At 71.2% G+C, this 19544-nt stretch carries 14 protein-coding genes and 1 pseudogene; 11 read left to right on the top strand and 4 right to left on the bottom strand.

The genetic code is table 11. The features are described from left to right. Positions 1–227: 227 nt before the first annotated feature. Positions 228–1043 carry a methylase gene (locus tag OV207_RS21590; RefSeq protein ID WP_267557012.1) on the bottom strand — a complete coding sequence of 272 codons (816 nt, stop codon included), beginning with the start codon at positions 1041–1043 and terminating at the stop codon, positions 228–230. A 133-nt stretch (positions 1044–1176) separates the two neighbouring features. On the opposite strand from OV207_RS21590, the gene OV207_RS21585 reads away from it, so the two are divergent. Further along, on the top strand, positions 1177–2220 hold the full coding sequence (locus OV207_RS21585) for a hypothetical protein (protein WP_267557011.1): 1044 nt from the start codon (positions 1177–1179) through the stop codon (positions 2218–2220). On the opposite strand, the gene OV207_RS21580 is transcribed toward OV207_RS21585, so the two are convergent. After that, complete coding sequence (locus OV207_RS21580) at positions 2157–3755, bottom strand: MBL fold metallo-hydrolase (protein WP_267557010.1); 1599 nt, start codon at positions 3753–3755, stop codon at positions 2157–2159. The two genes, OV207_RS21585 and OV207_RS21580, sit on opposite strands and share 64 nt — an antisense overlap. Positions 3756–3904: 149 nt before the next feature. On the opposite strand from OV207_RS21580, the gene OV207_RS21575 reads away from it, so the two are divergent. Together OV207_RS21575 and thrS are read left to right on the top strand one after the other, a co-directional pair. Then, complete coding sequence (locus OV207_RS21575) at positions 3905–5752, top strand: OPT/YSL family transporter (protein WP_267557009.1); 1848 nt, start codon at positions 3905–3907, stop codon at positions 5750–5752. A gap of 257 nt (positions 5753–6009) precedes the next feature. Then, a complete protein-coding gene (gene thrS / locus OV207_RS21570; RefSeq protein ID WP_267557007.1) occupies positions 6010–7212 on the top strand; it encodes a threonine--tRNA ligase in 1203 nt (400 codons plus the stop codon). A 77-nt stretch (positions 7213–7289) separates the two neighbouring features. Here the strand turns inward: thrS and OV207_RS21565 are convergent, their stop codons facing one another. Beyond that, positions 7290–7709 (bottom strand): CBS domain-containing protein, encoded by a 420-nt coding sequence (locus OV207_RS21565; protein ID WP_267557005.1) that lies wholly within the window; start codon positions 7707–7709, stop codon positions 7290–7292. Between the two features lie 217 nt (positions 7710–7926). Here OV207_RS21565 and msrB point away from each other — a divergent pair, with 217 nt between their 5' ends. Together msrB and OV207_RS21555 are read left to right on the top strand one after the other, a co-directional pair. Next, positions 7927–8349 (top strand): peptide-methionine (R)-S-oxide reductase MsrB, encoded by a 423-nt coding sequence (msrB, locus tag OV207_RS21560; RefSeq protein ID WP_267557004.1) that lies wholly within the window; start codon positions 7927–7929, stop codon positions 8347–8349. Between the two features lie 203 nt (positions 8350–8552). After that, positions 8553–10433, top strand: coding sequence for a glycoside hydrolase family 18 protein (locus OV207_RS21555; RefSeq protein WP_267557003.1), 1881 nt, complete (start codon positions 8553–8555; stop codon positions 10431–10433). Positions 10434–10460: 27 nt separating this feature from the next. On the opposite strand, the gene purL is transcribed toward OV207_RS21555, so the two are convergent. Then, positions 10461–14357, bottom strand: a complete 3897-nt coding sequence (purL, locus tag OV207_RS21550; protein ID WP_267557002.1) for a phosphoribosylformylglycinamidine synthase — start codon at positions 14355–14357, stop codon at positions 10461–10463. A 250-nt stretch (positions 14358–14607) separates the two neighbouring features. On the opposite strand from purL, the gene OV207_RS21545 reads away from it, so the two are divergent. The 6 genes and pseudogenes from OV207_RS21545 to OV207_RS21520 form a co-directional block, all read left to right on the top strand. Beyond that, positions 14608–16518, top strand: coding sequence for a M4 family metallopeptidase (locus OV207_RS21545; RefSeq protein WP_267557001.1), 1911 nt, complete (start codon positions 14608–14610; stop codon positions 16516–16518). 255 nt (positions 16519–16773) lie between these two features. Continuing rightward, positions 16774–17289 carry a hypothetical protein gene (locus tag OV207_RS21540; protein ID WP_267556999.1) on the top strand — a complete coding sequence of 172 codons (516 nt, stop codon included), beginning with the start codon at positions 16774–16776 and terminating at the stop codon, positions 17287–17289. Between the two features lie 15 nt (positions 17290–17304). After that, positions 17305–17775, top strand: a complete 471-nt coding sequence (locus OV207_RS21535) for an SMI1/KNR4 family protein (RefSeq protein WP_324291554.1) — start codon at positions 17305–17307, stop codon at positions 17773–17775. A 117-nt stretch (positions 17776–17892) separates the two neighbouring features. Further along, positions 17893–17985, top strand: a pseudogene (locus tag OV207_RS21530) (NUDIX hydrolase); the annotation flags it as partial. Between the two features lie 103 nt (positions 17986–18088). Further along, the gene (locus tag OV207_RS21525; protein ID WP_267556997.1) at positions 18089–18646 is read left to right on the top strand and encodes a DUF2378 family protein; all 558 of its coding nucleotides are present in this window, start codon (positions 18089–18091) and stop codon (positions 18644–18646) included. A gap of 15 nt (positions 18647–18661) precedes the next feature. Further along, positions 18662–19544 (top strand): hypothetical protein (locus OV207_RS21520; protein ID WP_267556996.1); only part of this gene is annotated, 883 nt, incomplete at its 3' end.

Genomic DNA, 19544 nt, shown 5'->3' with positions numbered 1-19544 from the left:
CTGCGCGAGGCGGCCCGCGCCCGCATCGGGGGCGGTCGGACCGGCGGCCGGAGTGCTGGCCATCAGCCCCGCGGTGAGCAGCGTCAGAAGGTGCCTGTTCATGTCGAGCCATCTGCCTTCCGGAAGCCCGGGGGACCCCGGAGGGCAATTCGCGACAGAATACCTTTTCCCGCTGCGCTTGCGACCGCTCCCGGAGACGATTGCTCCTCCAAGCAATGGGGTTTCCGTCAGGGCGGAATGCCGCCGGGCGGGCTCCAGCGCAGGCAGCCGTGGGTCAGCAGCCAGGCCTCGGTGGCGACCCCGGGAGTCGTCGCCGCGAGCCGCAGGACGGACTCCGCGAAGGCGTCTGGAGGCGCGGTGTGGCCGGCGGCTCGGGCGGCCTTCCAGGCGGAGTCCCAGGCCTGGAAGAAGGCGTGCACGGGCTCGCCCGGACGGACGCGGCGGCGCAGGTCGCGGGGCAACCAGTCGCGCAGCAGCAGCGGCGCGAAGCCCCGGGAGAAGTCGGTGTGGAACAGGAGGCCTTCGCGCACGGGGGGCGCGTCATCCGGAGCCCGACGCAGCAGGTGGGCCACGAGCACCGCGCCGTCCGTGTCCGAGCTGCCCTCCACGAGCAGACCCGACGGCAGCAGCGGACGTGAGAGCGCGTGGTGCACCTCCGGGATGCGCTCCAGGGGGCCCTGGCGCAGGAGGTTCATGGCGCGCACGACGCGGACGGGCTCCTCCTGAGACAGGGGCAGCGCGAAGCCGCCTTCGCGAAAGTGCGTGCGCGCATCCGCGTGGGCGCGCGCGGCGGCCTGGGCGCGCTCCGCGTCCAGCTCCACGCCGACGACGACCAACTCGGGGTGGAGCGCGCGGAAGGCCGCGGCGCTCTCCAGCGTCGTCCACGGATGTTCGCCGAAGCCCACGTCCACGAAGACGGCGCGGGCCCAGGCGTCGTCCTGGCGCGTGAGGAGCGCGCCCTCGAAGTGGCACAGGTACGCATCCAGCGCGCGCAGCCGCCCCGGAGCGGTCCGTCCCCGCGTGCGGATGTCCAGGTCGGCCATCCCCCTGACATGGGCGAGCAGGACCGGGGCGTCAAGGTCCCCCATCCGTTCCGGGACTTGCGCCACCGGGCCGCCGCCACCGCGCCCGCCTGGATTTTCGTCCATTCCGCGTCGCACCTAGAGTCCTGGTCCTGTGAGCGACCCGTCCGCCAGTTGCCCCCGCTGTGGCGCCCCCCGTGCGGCCGGGCCCGAGTGCCCGAGCTGCGGCGTCATCTACCTGCGCGCCGAGGCCCGCGCCGCCGCCCGGAGTGCTGAAGCACGCGACGCGGCACAGCGGGACGCGGCCCTGCGCGAGGTCGAGGACCGGCGGCTCGCGTTGCGCGAAGCCCTGGAGGGGCACGCGGCCCCCACGTTCGTCCCGCCCCACATCGAGGCCATGCCCGACCTCGCGACGCCCGACATCTTCGACGGCGGCGACGTGGCGCGAGAGCGCTTCGAGGCCCGGCTGCGGTTGTGGGTCCTTCCCGCGGCGCTCCTCGTCGCCTACCTCGCGGTCCGTTCGCCGGGCTTCCACGCCTTCCTGCGCATCGTCCTCACGATGCCGGTGCACGAGGTGGGGCACGCCGTCACCGCGTGGTTCTGCGGCTTCAGCGCCACGCCCTCGCTGTGGGTGACGAGCGTGTCGGAGGAACGCTCGGTCTTCATCCCACTGGCCCTGACGGTCCTGCTGTCAGCCCTCACGTACCAGGGCTGGAAGCGGCGTCAGTGGACGTGGCTGGGCGTGGGCGCGGTGCTGCTCCTGGCCCAGGCCGTGGGCACGCTGGGCCTGGACCGCATGCAGGGCCGGGCGATGATCACCTTCGGGGGTGATGGGGGAATGATGGTGCTGGGCGCGGCGCTGATGGCCACGTTCTACGTGCCCCCGGAGCACTACCTGCGCAGGCACGCGCTGCGCTGGGGCTTCGTCGTCATTGGCGCGGCGGCCTTCATGGACGGCTTCGAGCAGTGGTGGGCCGCGCTCTCCCATGTGGAGCGCATCCCCTTCGGCGCCATCGAGGGCGTGGGCATGAGCGACCCGAGCAAGCTGGTGCAGACCCACGGCTGGAACATCAGCCACCTCATCCGCCGGTACGTGGCGGTGGGCAGCACCTGCCTCGTCGCCCTGGGCGTCCTCTACCTGGGCGCCCTCTGGCGCGTGCGCGGCTTGCTGCGCGGCGGCGGCGCGGAAGCGGGCTGACGCCAGTCCCCGAAGGGCCACTCGAAGCCGGGCGTGGGCCGCACCTCCGGCGACCGGGCCCCCCGCCACTTCAGCGCCTCACCGGGCCGCAGGAGGAGCGCCTTCGGTCCCTCGCCCTTCTCCGTGCGCACCTCCGCCAGCCGCTCCGGATACGGATCCGCGTCCGGGTTCTCATCCAGCGAGCTGGCGCCCGTGACGGGCTCCCCCGGATAGCCCTCGTAGCGAGGCCCCATCCCCTCGCGCCAGTACCAGGGCGCGCCGCCGTCCGCGCACGGCACCACGTAGCGCGCGCCCAGGAGCGCGCCGTAGCGCAGCGCCTCCTCCGGCCCCGCCATCAAGCGCTGCGGCGTGGTGAGCGCGTCGCGCGGCACGTTGACGAGGAAGGCATCCAGCGTGGTGAAGCCGAAGAAGATGGGCGGCAGCCGGAAGCCGCGCACGCCGCAGAAGAGCACGTCCACCGGGCCCTGCGCCTTGCGCACCGCGCGGCACACCGCGTCCATGTCCCCGCGCACGTCATGGCCCGCGTCCGCGAAGAAGGCGGCGGAGAAGTCCGGCGTGCCGAGGTGCCAGGTGTTGCCCTCGTTGAAGAGGCCCGGGTGCGGCCCCTCGCCGTCAGTGGGCTGCTCGCCGTGGAAGGGCAGCGCGCGCACCGTCACGTCGCCCACCTGCCGCGTCTCGCCCCAGCGCAGGGGCTCCACGCGCGTGAAGCCCAGCTGCTTCAGCCGCAGCGCGCAGTCCGTGGAGAAGAGACTCTCGCGCGCCACCGTCGGCACGAAGATGCGCGTGTCGCGGGGCAGCGGCAGCAGCGAGCCCAGGTGGAAGTGGTCGCCGTGCGAATGGGTGATGACCACCGCGTCCACCCGCCCCAGGTCGCCCGCCTGCATGGGCGCGTAGCCGGGCAGGTCCGCGTCCCCGGCGGGGCGGAAGTACGGATCCACCAGCACGCGCCCTTCCCTGCCCGCCACCAGCACCGTGTTGTGCCCCACGAAGAGGGCCCCCGGGCCGGGCACGTCCACCGGGCCGTCATGGCGCACGAGCCAGCCGGCCTGCGACAGGTCGCCCAGCAGCCCATCCACGACCGGGACGACGGACAGGCCCCGCAGCTCCTCCGGCGTCGCGCCCCGGGCGAGCGCGGCGAACAGGTCCGCCACCACCGGCCAGTCCTTCGCGCGCACCGGCACGTCCAGGCCCAATGACTCCTGGCGCAGGTGCAGCACGCGGGGACGGTGGCCCAGGGCATCCGGGAAGAGGACGTCCTGGCGCAGCACGCGCCGGCCCATGCGCCGCTTCGTGCCCACGCACAGCGCGGCATAGCGGGGCGTGTCCTCCAGCCAGCGCACCAGCGCGTCCGCTTCTCGCAGCGCACCCTCGCGGCCCAGCGCGGCGATGTGCTTCTTGAGCGGAAGCTGCGCGCGGCGCACCGGACGCGCGGTGGGCCCCTGGATGCTGCACCCCAGGTCCTCGTGGTGATCCGCCTCCGTGCGGGCGGACGCGAGGACGGCGAGGCTGACACCACGGTGCAGGGTGAGGCGCATGCACCGCGACGTCGCATGGCGCGGCTCCCTCCGCAAGGGCCGGCGCGCCTCACGGCGGAGTCGGCGACGGGCCGCCGGGCCGCCCGCGTCCCTGGGGGAGGCGTCCGGTTGTGGGGGGCCGGGGAACGCCGCTACCCTCCCCCGCACCCATGGCCCACCCCGCCCAACCGCTCCCCCCGGAGCCCTCCCCCACCTTGTCGCCCGCGTCCGAGGCGGTGACCCCGCGCTTCCGCTTCCTGCCGGCGGTGAACACCTGGAAGTACCACCTGCTGCTCGCCACGGTGGCCATCCTCATCCTGGGCCCGCTGGGCGGCGTGGCCGCGTCGTACATGAACTTCAGCCTGGGCTTCTTCGTGGCCAGCCAGGTGCTCTCCGGCATCCTCGGCAGCGTCGTCACGTACGGCTACGGCGCGGAGGGCAAGCACGGCGCCAACTACATGCAGACGATGGCCGCGTCGGTGGCCTCGCTGTGCGCCATGTCCGTGCTGATCCAAGCCATGGTGTGGCTGGGCATGCCCCAGCCGCCCGCGTGGCAGCTCATGCTCTTCGTCGGCTGCGTGGGCATGTTCGGCGTGGGCGTGGGGATGCTCTACACGCCGCTGCTCGTGGACCGGCTCCAGCTGGACTACCCGTCCGGCTACGCGGTGGCCAACATCCTGCGCGCGCTCACGGACAAGCGCCTGCTCAAGGCGTCCATCGCGAAGCTGGGCGGCGGCACCGGCCTGGGCATCCTCGCCGCGTTTCTGACGGAGAAGGTCGCGGCCGTGGCCGCGCTGAGCGTGAGCAGCTCCACGGTGGGCGCCGGCATGGTGGTGGGCAGCCGCATCACCGTGCCCGCGATGTGCATGGGCCTGCTGGGCTTCGCCATCACCCCGTTCCTGCAGGGCATCGGGTGGCTGGGGCCCGATGATCCGTACCGGAAGATCGGCTTCCTCATCTCACTGGCGATGATCTGCGGCGCGGCGATGGTGGACCTGGCGCTGCTGGCGGTGCAGGCGGTGGCGCGCATCCGGAGCCGCGCGCAGGCGCCGGTGGACGACGAGCCGGCCTGGAAGAAGGTCAACGTGCCCCGGCTCATCGCCTGGGTGGTGGGCTGGGGCGCGGCGGTCGTCGTCGTCGCCACGCAGGTGCTGAACCAGCCCGCGGGCTTCATCATCTTCGGGCTCGCGCTGTCGCTGCTGTTCGTGCTCATCAACGGCATCGCCTACGGCATCAGCGACAACAACCCCATCTCCAGCGCGTTCGTGATGTCGGTGCTGCTCATGTCGCTGCTGGGCCTGAAGGATCCGCTGGTGGGCCTGATGGCGTCCTCCATCCTGCTCATCTCCACGTCGGTGGGCTGCGACATGCAGCAGGACCGCTCCACCGGCTGGCGCCTGGGCACCAACCGCGTGGTGCAGTTCCGCTACCAGGTGCTGGGCATCTTCATGGGCGCGGTGCTGTGCGTGGGCCTGGCGCGCGTGTTCATGGGCGCCTACCCGGTGCTGTCCATCAACCAGTTGGATCACCCCGACACGCAGGTGGGCCAGTGGGGCAGCGCGATGACGTACAAGTTCGTGGGCGCCATCCGCGACCTGGGCGCGCTGTCGGAATACAAGGTGAAGGCGCTGCTCATCGGCCTGGGCATCGGCTTCACGATGGAGGTCCTGCGCAAGGTCATCCGGCGTCACCCGGCGTACCTGCGCTTCGTGCAGGGCTCGCGGCGGGGCTTCGCGGCGGGCTACGTGATGGACTCGGTGGTGCTGCCGAGCCCCTACGCGGCCGCGTTCGGTGGCTTCATCGCGCTGCCGGCCACGCTCTGGTTCGGCGTGGGCGGCGTGCTCACGTCGCTGTTCAACACCTTCTCCAAGCGCTTCACCCGCGAGCCCGCGCCGGGCGAGGCGGTCCTCCCTGAGGACATGAGCACCATGTCGCTGGTGGGCGGCGGCCTCATCGCCGGCGAGTCGCTCTTCTACCTGTTCCTGGGCCTGTTCGGCCTGCTGGCGCTGCTGAACTGACGGCCCCTGTCGTCCCGGCGCACGGCTTGACTTTCCGTGCGTCCGGGAGCACTTCTTGTCCCGTGAGCCTCTTCATCACCACCACCGCGACCACGACCACCACCGCTTCGGCGGGAGTGGGACCGGTGCGCGTGTCGGTGGTCTGACGAGCGCACGGTTTCCCGCCCCGCCGAGTTCCGGCCGGGGCGACCGTGCAAGCACTCACGCCCCGTGTCCGGCCCCGGCTCCCCACCCGACCGACACACGGAGACACGACGATGCTCGACGAACATGACCACCGCGCGCTGGGCCAGCGCCTGGACCTCTTCCACCTGCAGGAAGAGGCCCCGGGCATGGTGTTCTGGCACCCGCGCGGACTGATGCTGTACCGCCTGCTGGAGGAGCACGTCCGCCATCGCATGCGCGACGAGGGTTACCAGGAAGTCCGTACGCCGCAGCTGTTCTCCCAGCCGCTCTGGGAGCAGAGCGGCCACTGGGAGAACTTCCGCGAGAACATGTTCTGCCTGCCCGAGGGCGACCGGCACCTGGCCCTCAAGCCGGTGAGCTGCCCGGGCCACATCCACCTCGTGCAGCGCATGGCGCCCAGCCACCGCGACCTGCCCCTGCGCCTGGGGGAGTTCGGGCTCGTGCACCGCAGCGAGCCCAGCGGCGCGCTGCATGGGCTGTTCCGCCTGCGCCAGTTCACGCAGGACGACGGCCACATCTTCTGCGCTCCGGAGCAGGTGGAGGCGGAGGTGGTGCGCTACGTGAAGTCGCTCAAGGCGTTCTACGCGGGCTTCGGCTTCGACGCCGTGCAGGTGGCCTTCTCCGGGCGCCCGGCGATGCGCGCCGGCAGCGACGCGCTGTGGGACCAGGCGGAGGCGTGGCTCCAGTCCGCCGCGCGGCAGGCGGGGCTCCAGTTCGAGGAGCAGCCGGGCCAGGGCGCCTTCTACGGCCCCAAGCTGGAGTTCGTGCTCCAGGACCGGCTGGGCCGCGCGTGGCAGTGCGGGACGATCCAACTGGACCTGGTGCTGCCGGAGCGCTTCGACCTGCACTACGTCGACGCGGCCGGCGCACGCATGCGCCCGGTGATGCTTCACCGCGCGCTGTTCGGCAGCCTGGAGCGGTTCATCGGCATCCTGCTGGAGCACCACGGGGGCGCGCTGCCCGCGTGGCTCGCGCCCGAACAGGTGGTGGTGGCCTCCGTGGGCGCGGGGGCCGCCGCGTACGCGGAGCGGCTGGCGTCACGGTTGAGACAGGCGGGCTGTCGCGCGAGGGCGGACGTGCGGGACGAGTCGCTGTCGAAGAAGGTGCTGGGCTCGCACGAGGCCGGCGTGCCCTTCCTCGCGGTGGTGGGCGGCCGCGAGGTGGAGGCGAACAACGTCCGCCTGCGCCAGCGCGACGGCGCCCAGCGCGACCTGCCCTGGGATGAGGCGGTATCGTGGCTGTCCGCCGCGTGCCAGCCGGCCGTGGCGGGCTGAAGCCCGGCGCGACGCACGATGACGGGCCCGGTGTTCCCCACCCCGGTGGGGGATGCCGGGCCCTCTTCACCAGCGGCTCACGAATAGATGCTCAGGTGCTCCAGCAGCTCCCCGGGGCGGATCAACTTGCCGGGGATGGAGGCCACGTCGTCCATGCTGAGGATGCCCACCGCGTGGCGGTCCTCGTCCACGACGACCAGCCGGCGCACGCTCTTCTCCTCCATCAGGAGCTCGCCGGCATCCAGCGTGTCGTCCTTGGAGCAGGTGATGACGGTGGGCGTCATCGCCTCGCGCACGGGCGTGACGTTGGGGTCCTTGCCCAGCGCCGTGGAGCGCACGGCGATGTCCCGGTCCGTCAGCATGCCCACGAGCCGGCCGTTCTCCGTGACGGGCAGCGCGCCGATGTAGCAGGTGCGCATGCGCTCCGCGGCGGTGCGCAGGCACTCATCCGCGTCGATGGTCTCCACGTCCTTGTGCATCAGTTCCGAAATCCGCATCGGTACCTCCTCCAGAAGGGCGCATCCCCATGCGGAGGTAGAACCCCCATCCCCCCTTGCTTCGTGGCCCACACCTTTCCAGGTCCGCACGGTCGTGCGGTGCCCTTCCCGGACGGCGGCCCCCCGCCTGCTCCCCTGCTATACGTTGCGACGGGAATCACGCTGGAGCATCCAAGGCCGTGTCTGGGCAGGCGCCCGGAACCGTGGAGGAGGACCCATGACGGACAAGCTCAATCTTTCCAATGAAGAGTGGCGCAAGCGCCTCACCCCCGAGGAGTTCGACGTGCTGCGCCGCCACGGCACGGAGTACCCGGGGACCGGCTGTTTCCTGGGCACCAAGACGCCGGGGACCTACGTGTGCGCCGGCTGCAACAACCCGCTGTTCCAGTCCGGGACGAAGTTCGAGTCCGGCACGGGCTGGCCGTCCTTCACCCAGGCCCTGACCCCGGACTCGCTCACGGAGATCCGCGACGTGTCCCACGGGATGGTGCGCACCGAGGTGCGCTGCGCCCGCTGCGACGGCCACCTGGGCCACGTCTTCCCGGATGGCCCGCCGCCCACGGGGCTGCGCTACTGCATGAACTCCGTGGCCATGAAACACGTCCCCGAGGGAAATCCCCTTCCACCCGTCCTCACCTAGGCAACAATCCCTCTCACTCGCGCGCCCCCGGTACCTCCTCCAGGGCTGGGTGCGGAACGTGACCACCCCCCCGAGATTGCTTCACCACGCCAGTCCTCGCTCGGCGTGCGAGCAGCTCGGGTGACTGGAGCAAGCAACCCGTCCCGGGCGGCGAACTCCAGCAAGCGAGGCCCGAAGCACTTTCCCTCCGAAGGTGGAACGCGATGAGATGGCAATGGACGTGGTTGCTGGCGGCGATGACCCTCGGGTTGGCCTTGAGCGGGGGAGCCTTCGCCGCGTCGCCGGCCGAAGCTTCACCGCCCGCGATCACCACGTGGATCTACCGGAACAAACTGGTGCTGCCCTGGCAGGACTACACCTGGGCGAAGGAACACTCCCTGCGCAACACCAGTCCCGTGGCCTCGGGCACCTACTCCATCTCCGTGAAGATGGGCCCGTGGGAGGCCCTCTACTTCGCGCACCCGGAGCTGACCATCGCGGCCGGCGACACGCTGGTGCTGAAGGTGAATGGGGGCAGGACCGGCGGTGACGCCGCGCTGCGCGTGCGCGCCGTCATCGGGACGCAGCAGCCGGTGGGCGTCCCCCTGGGCCCCACCTGCACGGGCGGAGCCATCCCGGCCAACAAGTGGACGACCTGCCGCGTGCCCCTGTCGAGCCTGGTGCCTGCCGGTTCGACCCGCATCACGGGGCTCTGGATCCAGGAGGACCGCGGCAAGGGCCTGCCGCCGCTCTACTTCGACGACATTGGCGTGGAGGCCGCGTCCACGCCGCCTCCGCCGGTGGTGAGCGTCGCCGTCAGCCCGACGGACGTCATCCTGGTCCCCGGTGGAACCCAGGCCTTCAGCGCCACCGTGACGGGGACCCCCAACACGGCGGTGACCTGGTCCGTGCCGCAGGGCCCGGCGGGAGGGACGGTCAGCGCCACCGGCGTCTACACGGCGCCAGCGACGCCGGGCACCTTCAACGTGGTGGCCACCAGCAACGAGGACCCCCGGCAGAAGGCCACGGCCTTCGTGGTGGTGCAGGCGCCCACCAGCCAGGGCAAGTGGGTGTCGGGCTATTACACGGGCTGGAACGCGGATGAGTACCCGCCGGAGAAGGTGGACTTCACCGCGATGACGCACATCTTCGTGGGCCGGGCCATCCCCCGGGCGGATGGGACGCTCAGCACCCAGTTCGACAACGATGAAGGCCCCGCCATCGCGCGGCTCCTGTCGCAGCGCGCTCACGCGGCGGGGCGCAAGGCCGTCATCATGGTGGGCGGCTCCGGCGAACACGACGGCTGGGTGGGCGCGGCCTCCGACGCGAACCGGGCGGCCTTCGTCAGCAACCTGCTCAAGGCCGTGGACGACTTCGGCTACGACGGGCTGGACATCGACTGGGAGCCGGTGGAGGTCGCGGACCGGCCGCGGCTGCTGGCGCTGGTGCGGGCGCTGCGCGCGGCGCGGCCGAACATGCTGCTGACCTTCCCCATCCATTGGATCAACACCAACTTCCCCGAGGACGCGGACCCCTGGTACGCGCAGCTCGCGCCCTCATTGGACCAGGTCAATGTCATGACCTACGAGATGATCGGCCCATGGGACGGGTGGCAGTCCTGGCACACCTCCGCGCTCACGGGAGAGGCGGGCATGCGCCCCACGTCCGTGTCCTCCAGCCTGGCGGCGTGGGTGCAAGCGGGCATCCCGAAGGAGAAGCTGGGCATCGGCATCCCGTTCTACGGGCTGGCCTGGCGCAACATCACCGGCCCCTACCAACCCTTCACGGACTGGTCCGACTACGTGGGGGGGGACAACTCCTTCAACTACAAGAAGATCCTCGGCTATGCCCCGCGGGGCACCTACCACTGGGACCCGCAGGCCCAGTCCAGCTACCTCACCTTCGCGCGCGGAAGCGAAGTGGAGGACGGGACGGTGAGGTGGATCTCCTATGACGGCCCGCAGGCCATCGCGGCCAAGGGCGCCTTCGTGAAGGAGCAGGGCTACGGCGGCGCCATCATCTGGACCGTGAACCAGGGCTGCACCGACCCCGTGACGGGCGCCAACCCGCTGCTGGACGCGGTGAAGGGCGCCTTCCTCCAGTAGCGAAGGAAGGCCCCTCCGGGCTCCGCGTCACCCCAGGGTGGCGCGGGCGTTGCGGAACATGCGCATCCAGGGGCCGTCCTCGCCCCACGCCGTCGGGGCCCACGAGTGCTGCACGGTGCGGTGCACGCGCTCCGGGTGCGGCATGGTGACGGTGAAGCGCCCGTCCCGGGTGGTGAGCCCCGCGATGCCCAGCGGCGAGCCGTTGGGGTTGGCCGGGTACTTCGCGGCCACCTGCCCCCGGTTGTCCACCCAGCGCGTCGTCACCAGCCCGGAGCCATCCACGCGCGCGGCCTCCTCCGCGCTGGAGAACTCCGCGCGCCCCTCGCCGTGCGACGCGACGATGAGCATCCGGCTGCCCTCCATGCCCCGGTAGAAGAGCGACGGGGACGGGGCCACCTGCACCGTGCTCAGCCGGGCCTCGAACTGCTCGGACGCGTTGCGCACGAAGCGCGGCCACGCGTCCGCGCCGGGGATGAGCTCCCGCAGCTGCGCGAACATCTGGCAGCCGTTGCACACGCCCAGGCCGAAGCTGTCCGGCCGCGCGAAGAACTGGGAGAAGGCGTCGCGCGTGCGCGGGTTGAAGAGGATGGACTTCGCCCAGCCCCCGCCCGCGCCCAGCACGTCGCCGTAGCTGAAGCCGCCGCACGCCAGGATGCCGCTGAAGTCCTCCAGCGACACGCGGCCCGCCAGCAGGTCGCTCATGTGCACGTCCACCGCGGTGAAGCCCGCGCGGGTGAACGCCGCCGCCATCTCCTGCTGGCTGTTGACGCCCTGCTCGCGCAGGACGGCCACGCGGGGCCGGGCGCCCCTGGCGATGAACGGCGCCGCCACGTCCACCGTCGGGTCGAACGTGAGCACCGGCGACAGGCCCGGGTCCTCCGCGTCGCACTTCGCCGCGTACTCCTCCTCCGCGCAGGTGGGGTTGTCGCGCAGCTTCTGCATCTCGTAGCTGACGCGCGACCAGGTGCGCTTGAGCGCCAAGGTGTCCTCGGCGAGCAGCACCTGAGCCCCCTGCCGCACGCGCACCACCTGCGCCTGCGTGGGCCGGCCCAGCTCCTGGACGTGCGCGCCCAGGCCGTGCCGGGCGAGGACTTCCCGCACCGTCGCCACGTCGCCCGAGCGCACCTGCACCACCGCGCCCAGCTCCTCGTTGAAGAGGGCCGCCACGGCGTCACCGCCCAGCGCCACCACGTCCACGTCCACGCCGCAGTGGCCCGCGAAGGCCATCTCCGCGAGCGTGGCGAAGAGCCCGCCGTCGGAGCGGTCGTGGTAGGCGAGCAGCAGGCCCGCCGCCTGGAGCTCCTGCACCCCGGCGAAGAAGCCCTTGAGCCGGGCCGGGTCGTCCACGTCCGGGCACTCCGGGCCCACCTGCTGGTGGACCTGCGCCAGCACGGAGGCGCCCAGGCGCTGCCGGCCCGCCGCCACGTCCACCAGGAGCAGCCGCGTGTCCTCTCCCACGTCCACCAGCTGCGGCGTGAGCGCGCGGCGCGCGTCCAGCACCGGCGCGAACGCGGTGATGACGAGCGACAGGGGCGACGTCACCGCCTTCTTCGCGCCGCCCTCCTGCCACTGCGTGCGCATGGACATGGAGTCCTTGCCCACGGGGATGGCGATGCCCAGCGCGGGGCACAGCTCCATGCCCACCGCGTGCACCGCCGCGTAGAGGTTCGCGTCCTCGCCGGGGCTGCCCGCCGCCGCCATCCAGTTGGCGGACAGCTTCACGTCCGACAATTTGTCGATGCGCGCCGCCGCCAGGTTCGTCAGCGCCTCGCCCACCGCCATGCGCGCGGAGGCCGCCGCATCGATGAGCGCCAGCGGCGTGCGCTCGCCCAGCGCCATGGCCTCGCCGGTGGTGGACAGGATGGAGGACAGCGTCACCGCGCAGTCGGCCACCGGCACCTGCCAGGGGCCCACCATCTGGTCGCGCGCGGTGAGGCCTCCCACGGTGCGGTCACCAATGGTGATGAGGAACGACTTGTCCGCCACCGTCGGGTGCGACAGCACCGCGTGCGCCAGGGCCTTGCAGTCCTGGGGCAAGGAGAGCGGCGCGTGCTTCAGCGGCCGGGACACGCCCTCGCGGTGCATGCGCGGCGCCTTGCCGAAGAGCACGTCCATGGGCAGCGCGATGGGCGTGTCCCCCAGCTCGCGGTCGGTGAGCGTGAGCACCTCTTCCTGCGTGGCCTCGCCCAGCACCGCGAAGGGGGCGCGCTCGCGCTCGCACAGGGCCTGGAAGCGCGGCAGGTCCTCCGGCGCCACGCCCAGCACGTAGCGCTCCTGCGCCTCGTTGCACCAGATCTCCACCGGGGACATGCCCGGCTCGTCGTTGGGCACCTCGCGCAGCTCCAGCCGGCCGCCCAGGCCGTTGTCGTGCGCCAGCTCCGGCAGCGCGTTGGACAGGCCGCCCGCGCCCACGTCGTGGATGGAGCGCACGGGGTTCGCATCCCCCAGCATCCAGCACTGGTCGATGACCTCCTGACAGCGGCGCTCCATCTCCGCGTTGTCACGCTGCACGGAGGCGAAGTCCAAATCCGCCGCGCTCGCGCCCTGCGCCATGGAGGACGCCGCGCCGCCGCCCAGGCCAATCAGCATCGCGGGGCCGCCCAGGACGATGAGCTTGTCCCCCGCGCGCAGCAGGGCCTTCTTCACGTGGCCCGCGCGGATGTTGCCCATGCCGCCCGCCAGCATGATGGGCTTGTGGTAGCCGCGCACCTCCACGCCGGTGGGCGTGGGGACGTGCTGTTCGAAGCTGCGGAAGTAGCCGCACAGGTTGGGCCGGCCGAACTCGTTGTTGAACGCGGCGCCGCCCAGCGGGCCGTCCAGCATGATGTCCAGCGCGGACACGATGCGCTCCGGCTTGCCGTACGGCACCTCCCACGGCTGCGTGTAGCCCGGGATGCGCAGGTGGCTGACGGAGAAGCCGGTGAGCCCCGCCTTGGGCTTCGCGCCGCGCCCGGTGGCGCCCTCGTCGCGAATCTCACCGCCCGCGCCCGTGGCCGCGCCCGGATACGGGGAGATGGCGGTGGGATGGTTGTGCGTCTCCACCTTCATCATGATGTGGGCGGGCTCGCGCACGGCGCCCCACTCGCGCGCCTCGCCCTGCGGGAAGAAGCGCTCCACCTCGAAGCCCTCGATGACGGCGGAGTTGTCCTTGTACGCGGACAGCACGCCGCCGGGGCTCGCGGCGAAGGTGTTCTTGATGGCCTGGAAGAGCGAGCGCTCGCGCGGCGCGCCATCCAGCGTCCACGACGCGTTGAAGATTTTATGGCGGCAGTGCTCGCTGTTGGCCTGCGCGAACATCATCAGCTCGACGTCCGTGGGGTTGCGCTTCAGCGCCGTGAAGCGCTCCACCAGGTAGTCGATTTCATCCTCCGCCAGCGCCAGGCCCAGCTCGCCGTTGGCCAGCGCCAGCGCGGCCCGTCCTCCGCCCAGCACGTCCACGCGCGTGAGCGGCCGGGGCGCGTGCGTCTGGAAGAGCACCGCCGCGTCCTCCATCCGGGAGAGCACCGCCTGCGTCATCCGGTCGTGGAGCACCGCCTCCACGCCCTGGGCCTCCTCGGCCTCCAGGGCCCGTCCGCCGGGGCCGGTGAGGAAGAACGCGACGCCGCGCTCCATGCGCCGCACCTGGGAGAGGCCGCAGTGGTGCGCGATGTCCGTGCCCTTCGTGGACCAGGGCGACACCGTGCCCGGACGCGGCACCACGAGCAGCAGCGTGCCCGTGCGCTCGCGCTTCGCCGCGCGGGGGCCGTACTCCAGCAGGCGCCCCAGCCGCTCCGCCTCCGCGTCCGTCAGCGGCGCGGAGGTGTCCGCGAAGTGCACGTACTCCGAATAGAGGGTGGCCACCGTGGGCACCCGCTCGCGACAACGGACGAGCAGCTTGGCGAGCCGGAATTCGGAGAGGGCCGGAGCCCCGCGCAGCGTGAGCATGGAGGACCTTGCGAACGGGTGACGGGAGGTAACAGCGGGGCCGTCCTTATCATCGCGCCCCGCGTCACAACGCCCGGACTTCGCGGCCGGATGGCTGCCCCCCGTCCAGGTGGGTGCACCGCCGCCGACGTGGGCCTGGGTGATCCGTCCATGGACTCCATGTCTTCCGCGACCCCTACTGACAGTCAGCGGCCCGTGCTTTCCTTGGAAGGCTTTGAAGCAGGGCTTCATCTCCAACGGGGGTAGATCCATGACGCGTAGCAGCCGCTGGCTCCTGGCCGGCCTGACGTTCACCTTGTCCGCCTGTGGCGCTGGAGGGCCGGACGCGCAGGCCCCCGCGCCTCCGCCTTCCGGGCTCATCAAGTTCGCCGGCCAACGGGACGAGGCGTCGGCGGTGCTGGCGTCCCTGGCCGGTGTGCAGGTGCTGAATGCGCACAAGGATGGTGTCCCGTCGTTCCTCCAGGGGGAGCTGGGGGCCACGGGCCGTCCCATCCCGGGGGCCTCGGCCAGGCAGGCGCATGCGCTGCTGGAGCCCACGCTGGTCCGGGTGCTGCCCGTCTTCCGGCTGAATCCGAAGGACGTGACGCCCGTGGGCATTCACCGCGACGGGCTGGGCCACACCCACGTGCGCTATGCCCAGGTGAAGGCGGGCCTGCCGGTCGTGGGCGAGGAGCTGCTCGTGCACCTGGACCCGGCCGGCCGGGTGTACCTGGTGAACGGCACCGCGCGCGATGGTGAAGGGACCCTGGAGCCAGCGCGCATCTCCCCGGAGAGGGCGCGGGAGGCGGCCCTGGCGGCGACGTCCGGAGGCCAGACGGCGGCGGCACCCCGGGAGGTGTTCGTGCGCCCGACGCCGGACGCGGCCCTGGTGCGGGCCTTCGAGGTGGTGGTGTCCGGCGTGGCCCCGGACGGCTTGCCGGTGCGCGACCACGTCTTCATCAGCGCGGCGGACGGCGCGGAGGTGCGGCGGACCTCGGAGATCCACACCGCTCTGGACCGGAAGGTGTGCTCGGTGGGAGGCCCGACGAACGGCGTGTGCCGTCTGGAGGGTCAGGCCGCGACCGGCGACACGGTCCTCGACACGACGTACGAACACCTGGGCCTCTTCTACGACTGCTTCCAGCAGAACTTCGCCCAGGATTCCTACAACGGAATGGGCGGGCCGCTGAGGGCGGTCGTGCACTACGACACGCAGACCCCGAACTCCTACTGGCTCAACAACGTGGTGGTGTGCAGCGACGGCGACGGCGTCTCGTCGGGGACGCCCTGCATGGATCCGGACGTCGTCGTGCACGAGGTCACCCACGCGGTGACGAGCCTCTCCTCCAACCTCACCTATTCGGGTGAGTCTGGCGCCCTCAACGAGTCGCTGTCGGACATCTTCGCCGCGACGTGCGGGAGCTGGGCGTCTGGCACCTGGAGCGCCTCGACGGGCGTCTGGCACATCGGAGAGCAGGTCATGACGCCGAACACGCCCGGGGACGCCCTGCGCTACATGGACGACCCGGCGCTGGATGGCGCGTCGGTGGACCACTACGCCCAGCTCAGCCCCGGCACGCCGGTGCACTACGGCTCGGGCGTGCCGAACCTCGCGTTCAAGCTGCTGGCCACGGGCGGCGTGCACCCGAGGGGCAAGTCGACGGTGAACGTGCCGGGCATTGGCGTGGAGGCCGCGGCGCACATCTTCTACCACGCCAACCGGAACCTCTTCGTCGCCAACACGAACCTTGACGCGGCCAAGACGGCGACGCGGTACTCGGCGCAGCTGCTGGGCTACAGCACCGCCATCCAGGACGCGGTGGACGCGGCGTGGACAGCCGTGGGCGTGGGCGTCCCGCCCCCGCCGCCGCCCTGCACGGTGCTGCCGAACAACACCACGGTCTCCAACATCTCCGGCCCGGCGGGCTCGCAGCAGTACTTCTGCTTCGACGTACCCGCGAACACCGCCGCCTCCGTGAGCGTCTCCGGGGGCACCGGGGACGTGGACCTCTACACGCGCTTCGGGTCCGCGCCCACCGCGACCGCGTACAACTGCCGTCCCTACCTGAACGGCAACACCGAGACGTGCAGCCTGGGCACCCAGGCGAACGCGGGCCGGCATTGGATCCTCTTGAGGGCCTTCACGGCCTTCAGCGGCGTGTCGCTGTCCGTGAGCTACTGACGCACCAGGGCCTCCCGCCTCCACCGCGACCCGTGCGCGGTGGAGGTGGAGGTGGAGGTGGATGCAATGGGGGCGCACTCGCGGCTGTGACTTAACTTCCGACCATGGCCGCGCTATCACTTTTTACCGTGATAGCTGCCAGCCACCAGCAGCTCGCCGCGAGCGCCGCCGCCATCCTCGCCCTCGCGGGCTGCGGCTCGGCGACCGTCGGCACCGTCGGCCCCCCCCGCGTCCGCGAAGTGGACGAGCCCACTCATGCCCAGCCCGGCCGGCGGCCAGGTGCGCACCACCTTCTACTACGGGCCCTGGCAGTGCAGCGCCGCGTTCATGGCCCGCTGCGAATCGAAGTGCGCAGCCCAAGGCCACGCGCTCATGGGCTGCATGTGGCTCGCCGACATCAAGGGCGACTGGCAGGGGCGATTCATGCTGATGCCCGCGGAGGCTGGTGGGCGCCTCGCCGTCACCCACTGCTGCTGCGACTACCCGAAGGTTCCAGACCTTCAGTGGCGTCGGAACACCTGGGACAAGGCACGCAGGGGATTCAGGCGCGAGTGGAGCTCGGAGTTCGGGGAATGGCCCAGCACGTCCGGCGACCTCTGGACGGGCCATCACGTCTTCGACCTGGCGCACGGGGGAGCACCGACAGCCCGCGACAACGTGCTGCCCGTCCCTGACTCCGTGCACAAGGCCTACAACGCCGAGTACCCCGCCTGCTACGCCCCTGGTGGCAGATGGCTGACGCCGGGCCCTGAGCGCCCTTACGCTGATTGAGGAACTGCCATGCCCATGGAACAGCTGCTGGCCGAGGTTTCCCGGCTTCACTTCCCCAATCCGCCCGCGTCGCCCTCGCAGGTAGCCGCCTTTGAAATGCGCGTCGGATGGAAGCTCGACGACGATCTTCGCGCCTTCTACCTACGCTGCAATGGGGCTGCGCTGTTCGAGGCGCCACCGGAAATGAACTACCGCATCCTCCCGCTCGAGCGAATCGAGCGTGCCCGCGTCGCCATCAGGGGCCGCGATGAGAACGAGGACGGCTCGCCGTCGCACTTCACCCTGGTGGATATGCAGGACACCAACTTCGTCATCGTGGACGTGGCCCACCGCGAGAACGACCGCTACCCGCTGCTTGACGCCTTCCACGAGACCTCCCCTGACGAGGCGCCTCGCATCGCCTCCTCGTTCAAGGAGTTCCTGGCGAAGGCATTGAGCAGCGGCAACCGCTCCTTCTGGTTGAGCAGCGATCCGCCGGAGGGCTGAGCGGTTCCGGTTTCTCGCCCTCATTCGAGAGGGAAAATCGGAACCAGCGGTGGTTCAGGCGGCGCGGGCGACCGTGGACGCGCCCTCCTCCAGGCGGCGCGCGGCGGCCTCGCAGTAGCGCTCCGCGCGGTACCTCCTCCCTCCGGTTGGCGCCCACTCGGACCTGACGACGAGCTGCTCCGAATGCTCCTCCCCGACGAGGAAGCCTGAGCGAACATGGAGCCCCTGTCGCACCGGGAACTGGCCTCCTTCCGGGCCCTGGGCGAAGAATGCGCGCCCGGGGCCCCCGTGGGTCCCTGGAAGGCACGAGGCCATGCGGGACGAGCGCGTCATCTTCGGCAACACCGTGGACAGCCTGTACCGCAAGACGCTCCTGCCAGAGCTGCCGGAGGCCCTGGTGGGCCGGCTGCGCGCGCGGGGCCTGGACCTCAAGGCCCCGCTGCTCGCCGCCTATCCGCTGGCGACATGGGTGGAGTGCCTGGACGACGTGGGCCGCACCCTGCACCCCTCCCACCCTCTGGACGCCGCGCGGCGCCTGCTGGGCAGGCGGATGATCGAGGGCTACGCGCAGACCCTGATGGGCGGCGCGGTGCTCACGCTCGCGAAGGTGGTGGGGCCCATGCGCTCGCTGGAGCGCATGCAGCACAACTTCCGCAGCGGCAACAACTTCACGGAGACCCGGCTCACCGTGCTGGGCGCCAACCAGGTGGACCTCTGGCTCAACGAGCCGGAGCTGCTGGAGGGCTTCGCGGAGGGCGTGCTGGAAGAAGGCCTGTTGCGCATCGGGGTGCAGGGCCTCACCCTGCACCGCACCCGCCACTCCCCCGACGCCGTCACCTACCACCTGGAATGGGCCGCACGGGCCTCCTGACACCGCACGCACGCCATGTCCTCCATCCTTTCGACCCTGCCCGCCCTGTACCGGGACCTGCTCCCGTCCTTCTTCCAGAAGGAGGCGCCCACGGAGACGAAGGCCACGTGCGCGAAGTGCGCGATGAGCCGCACGTCCGCGCAGGCCACCGTGGAGTCCGTGGACGGCGTCGAACACCTGTTCCGGCCGGACACCAAGTGCTGCACGTACTACCCGCGCCTGCCCAACTACCTGATTGGCGCGCTCCTGTCGGATGACTCGAAGGAGATGGCGGAGGGGCGCCGGCGCATCGAGCAGAAGATCGACAGCCGCATCGGCGTGAGCCCCCAGTGGGTGAAGGCCCCCGCGAAGTTCAACCACCTGTACAAGAACGCGCACCAGTTCTTCGGCCGCTCCGCGAACATGCGCTGCCCGTACTACGCGCTGGACTCCGGCGGCTGCACCATCTGGGCGTACCGCGAGTCGGTCTGCTCCACGTTCTTCTGCAAGTACGTGGCGGGCGCGGACGGCCGGCGCTTCTGGATGTCACTCAAGACGTACCTGACGCTGGCGGAGTTCCAGCTCTCCCGCCACGCGCTGCTCCAGCTCATGCCGGAGTTCCTGATGGACGGGCGCGACAAGGCGGAGGTCGCCACCGTCCCGCTCACCGTGGAGGACCTGGACGACGCGCCCCCCCTGCCCAAGGTGTACGCGGCCCTCTGGAAGGAGCACGCCGGCAGGGAGCGCGACTTCTTCCGCGCCTGCTACGACGTGGTGCGGCAGGTGCCCGCGGAGGGCCTGGACCGGATGCTGGGCCTGGATGGCACCATCGAACTGAAGGTGCTGGAGAAGCTGCACACGCAGGCCACCGCGCCTTCGCTGCCCCGCGTGCTGCGCTTCAACCCGGACGCGACCGTTG

Origin of the sequence: Corallococcus sp. BB11-1 (assembly GCF_026626625.1) — a bacterium.
GTDB classification, from domain to species: domain Bacteria; phylum Myxococcota; class Myxococcia; order Myxococcales; family Myxococcaceae; genus Corallococcus; species Corallococcus soli.
Note: the sequence above shows the minus strand (reverse complement) of the source record. Positions and strands in the feature narration are given on the sequence as shown.

What these genes read in the sequence shown, in the direction of transcription:
- OV207_RS21590 (WP_267557012.1), bottom strand. Translation starts at nt 1,043, where the DNA reads ATGGCCGACCTGGACATCCGCACGCGGGGACGGACCGCTCCGGGGCGG.
- OV207_RS21580 (WP_267557010.1), bottom strand. Translation starts at nt 3,755, where the DNA reads ATGCGCCTCACCCTGCACCGTGGTGTCAGCCTCGCCGTCCTCGCGTCC.
- OV207_RS21575 (WP_267557009.1), top strand. Translation starts at nt 3,905, where the DNA reads ATGGCCCACCCCGCCCAACCGCTCCCCCCGGAGCCCTCCCCCACCTTG.
- thrS (WP_267557007.1), top strand. Translation starts at nt 6,010, where the DNA reads ATGCTCGACGAACATGACCACCGCGCGCTGGGCCAGCGCCTGGACCTC.
- OV207_RS21565 (WP_267557005.1), bottom strand. Translation starts at nt 7,709, where the DNA reads ATGCGGATTTCGGAACTGATGCACAAGGACGTGGAGACCATCGACGCG.
- msrB (WP_267557004.1), top strand. Translation starts at nt 7,927, where the DNA reads ATGACGGACAAGCTCAATCTTTCCAATGAAGAGTGGCGCAAGCGCCTC.
- OV207_RS21555 (WP_267557003.1), top strand. Translation starts at nt 8,553, where the DNA reads ATGAGATGGCAATGGACGTGGTTGCTGGCGGCGATGACCCTCGGGTTG.
- purL (WP_267557002.1), bottom strand. Translation starts at nt 14,357, where the DNA reads ATGCTCACGCTGCGCGGGGCTCCGGCCCTCTCCGAATTCCGGCTCGCC.
- OV207_RS21545 (WP_267557001.1), top strand. Translation starts at nt 14,608, where the DNA reads ATGACGCGTAGCAGCCGCTGGCTCCTGGCCGGCCTGACGTTCACCTTG.
- OV207_RS21540 (WP_267556999.1), top strand. Translation starts at nt 16,774, where the DNA reads ATGCCCAGCCCGGCCGGCGGCCAGGTGCGCACCACCTTCTACTACGGG.
- OV207_RS21535 (WP_324291554.1), top strand. Translation starts at nt 17,305, where the DNA reads ATGGAACAGCTGCTGGCCGAGGTTTCCCGGCTTCACTTCCCCAATCCG.
- OV207_RS21525 (WP_267556997.1), top strand. Translation starts at nt 18,089, where the DNA reads ATGCGGGACGAGCGCGTCATCTTCGGCAACACCGTGGACAGCCTGTAC.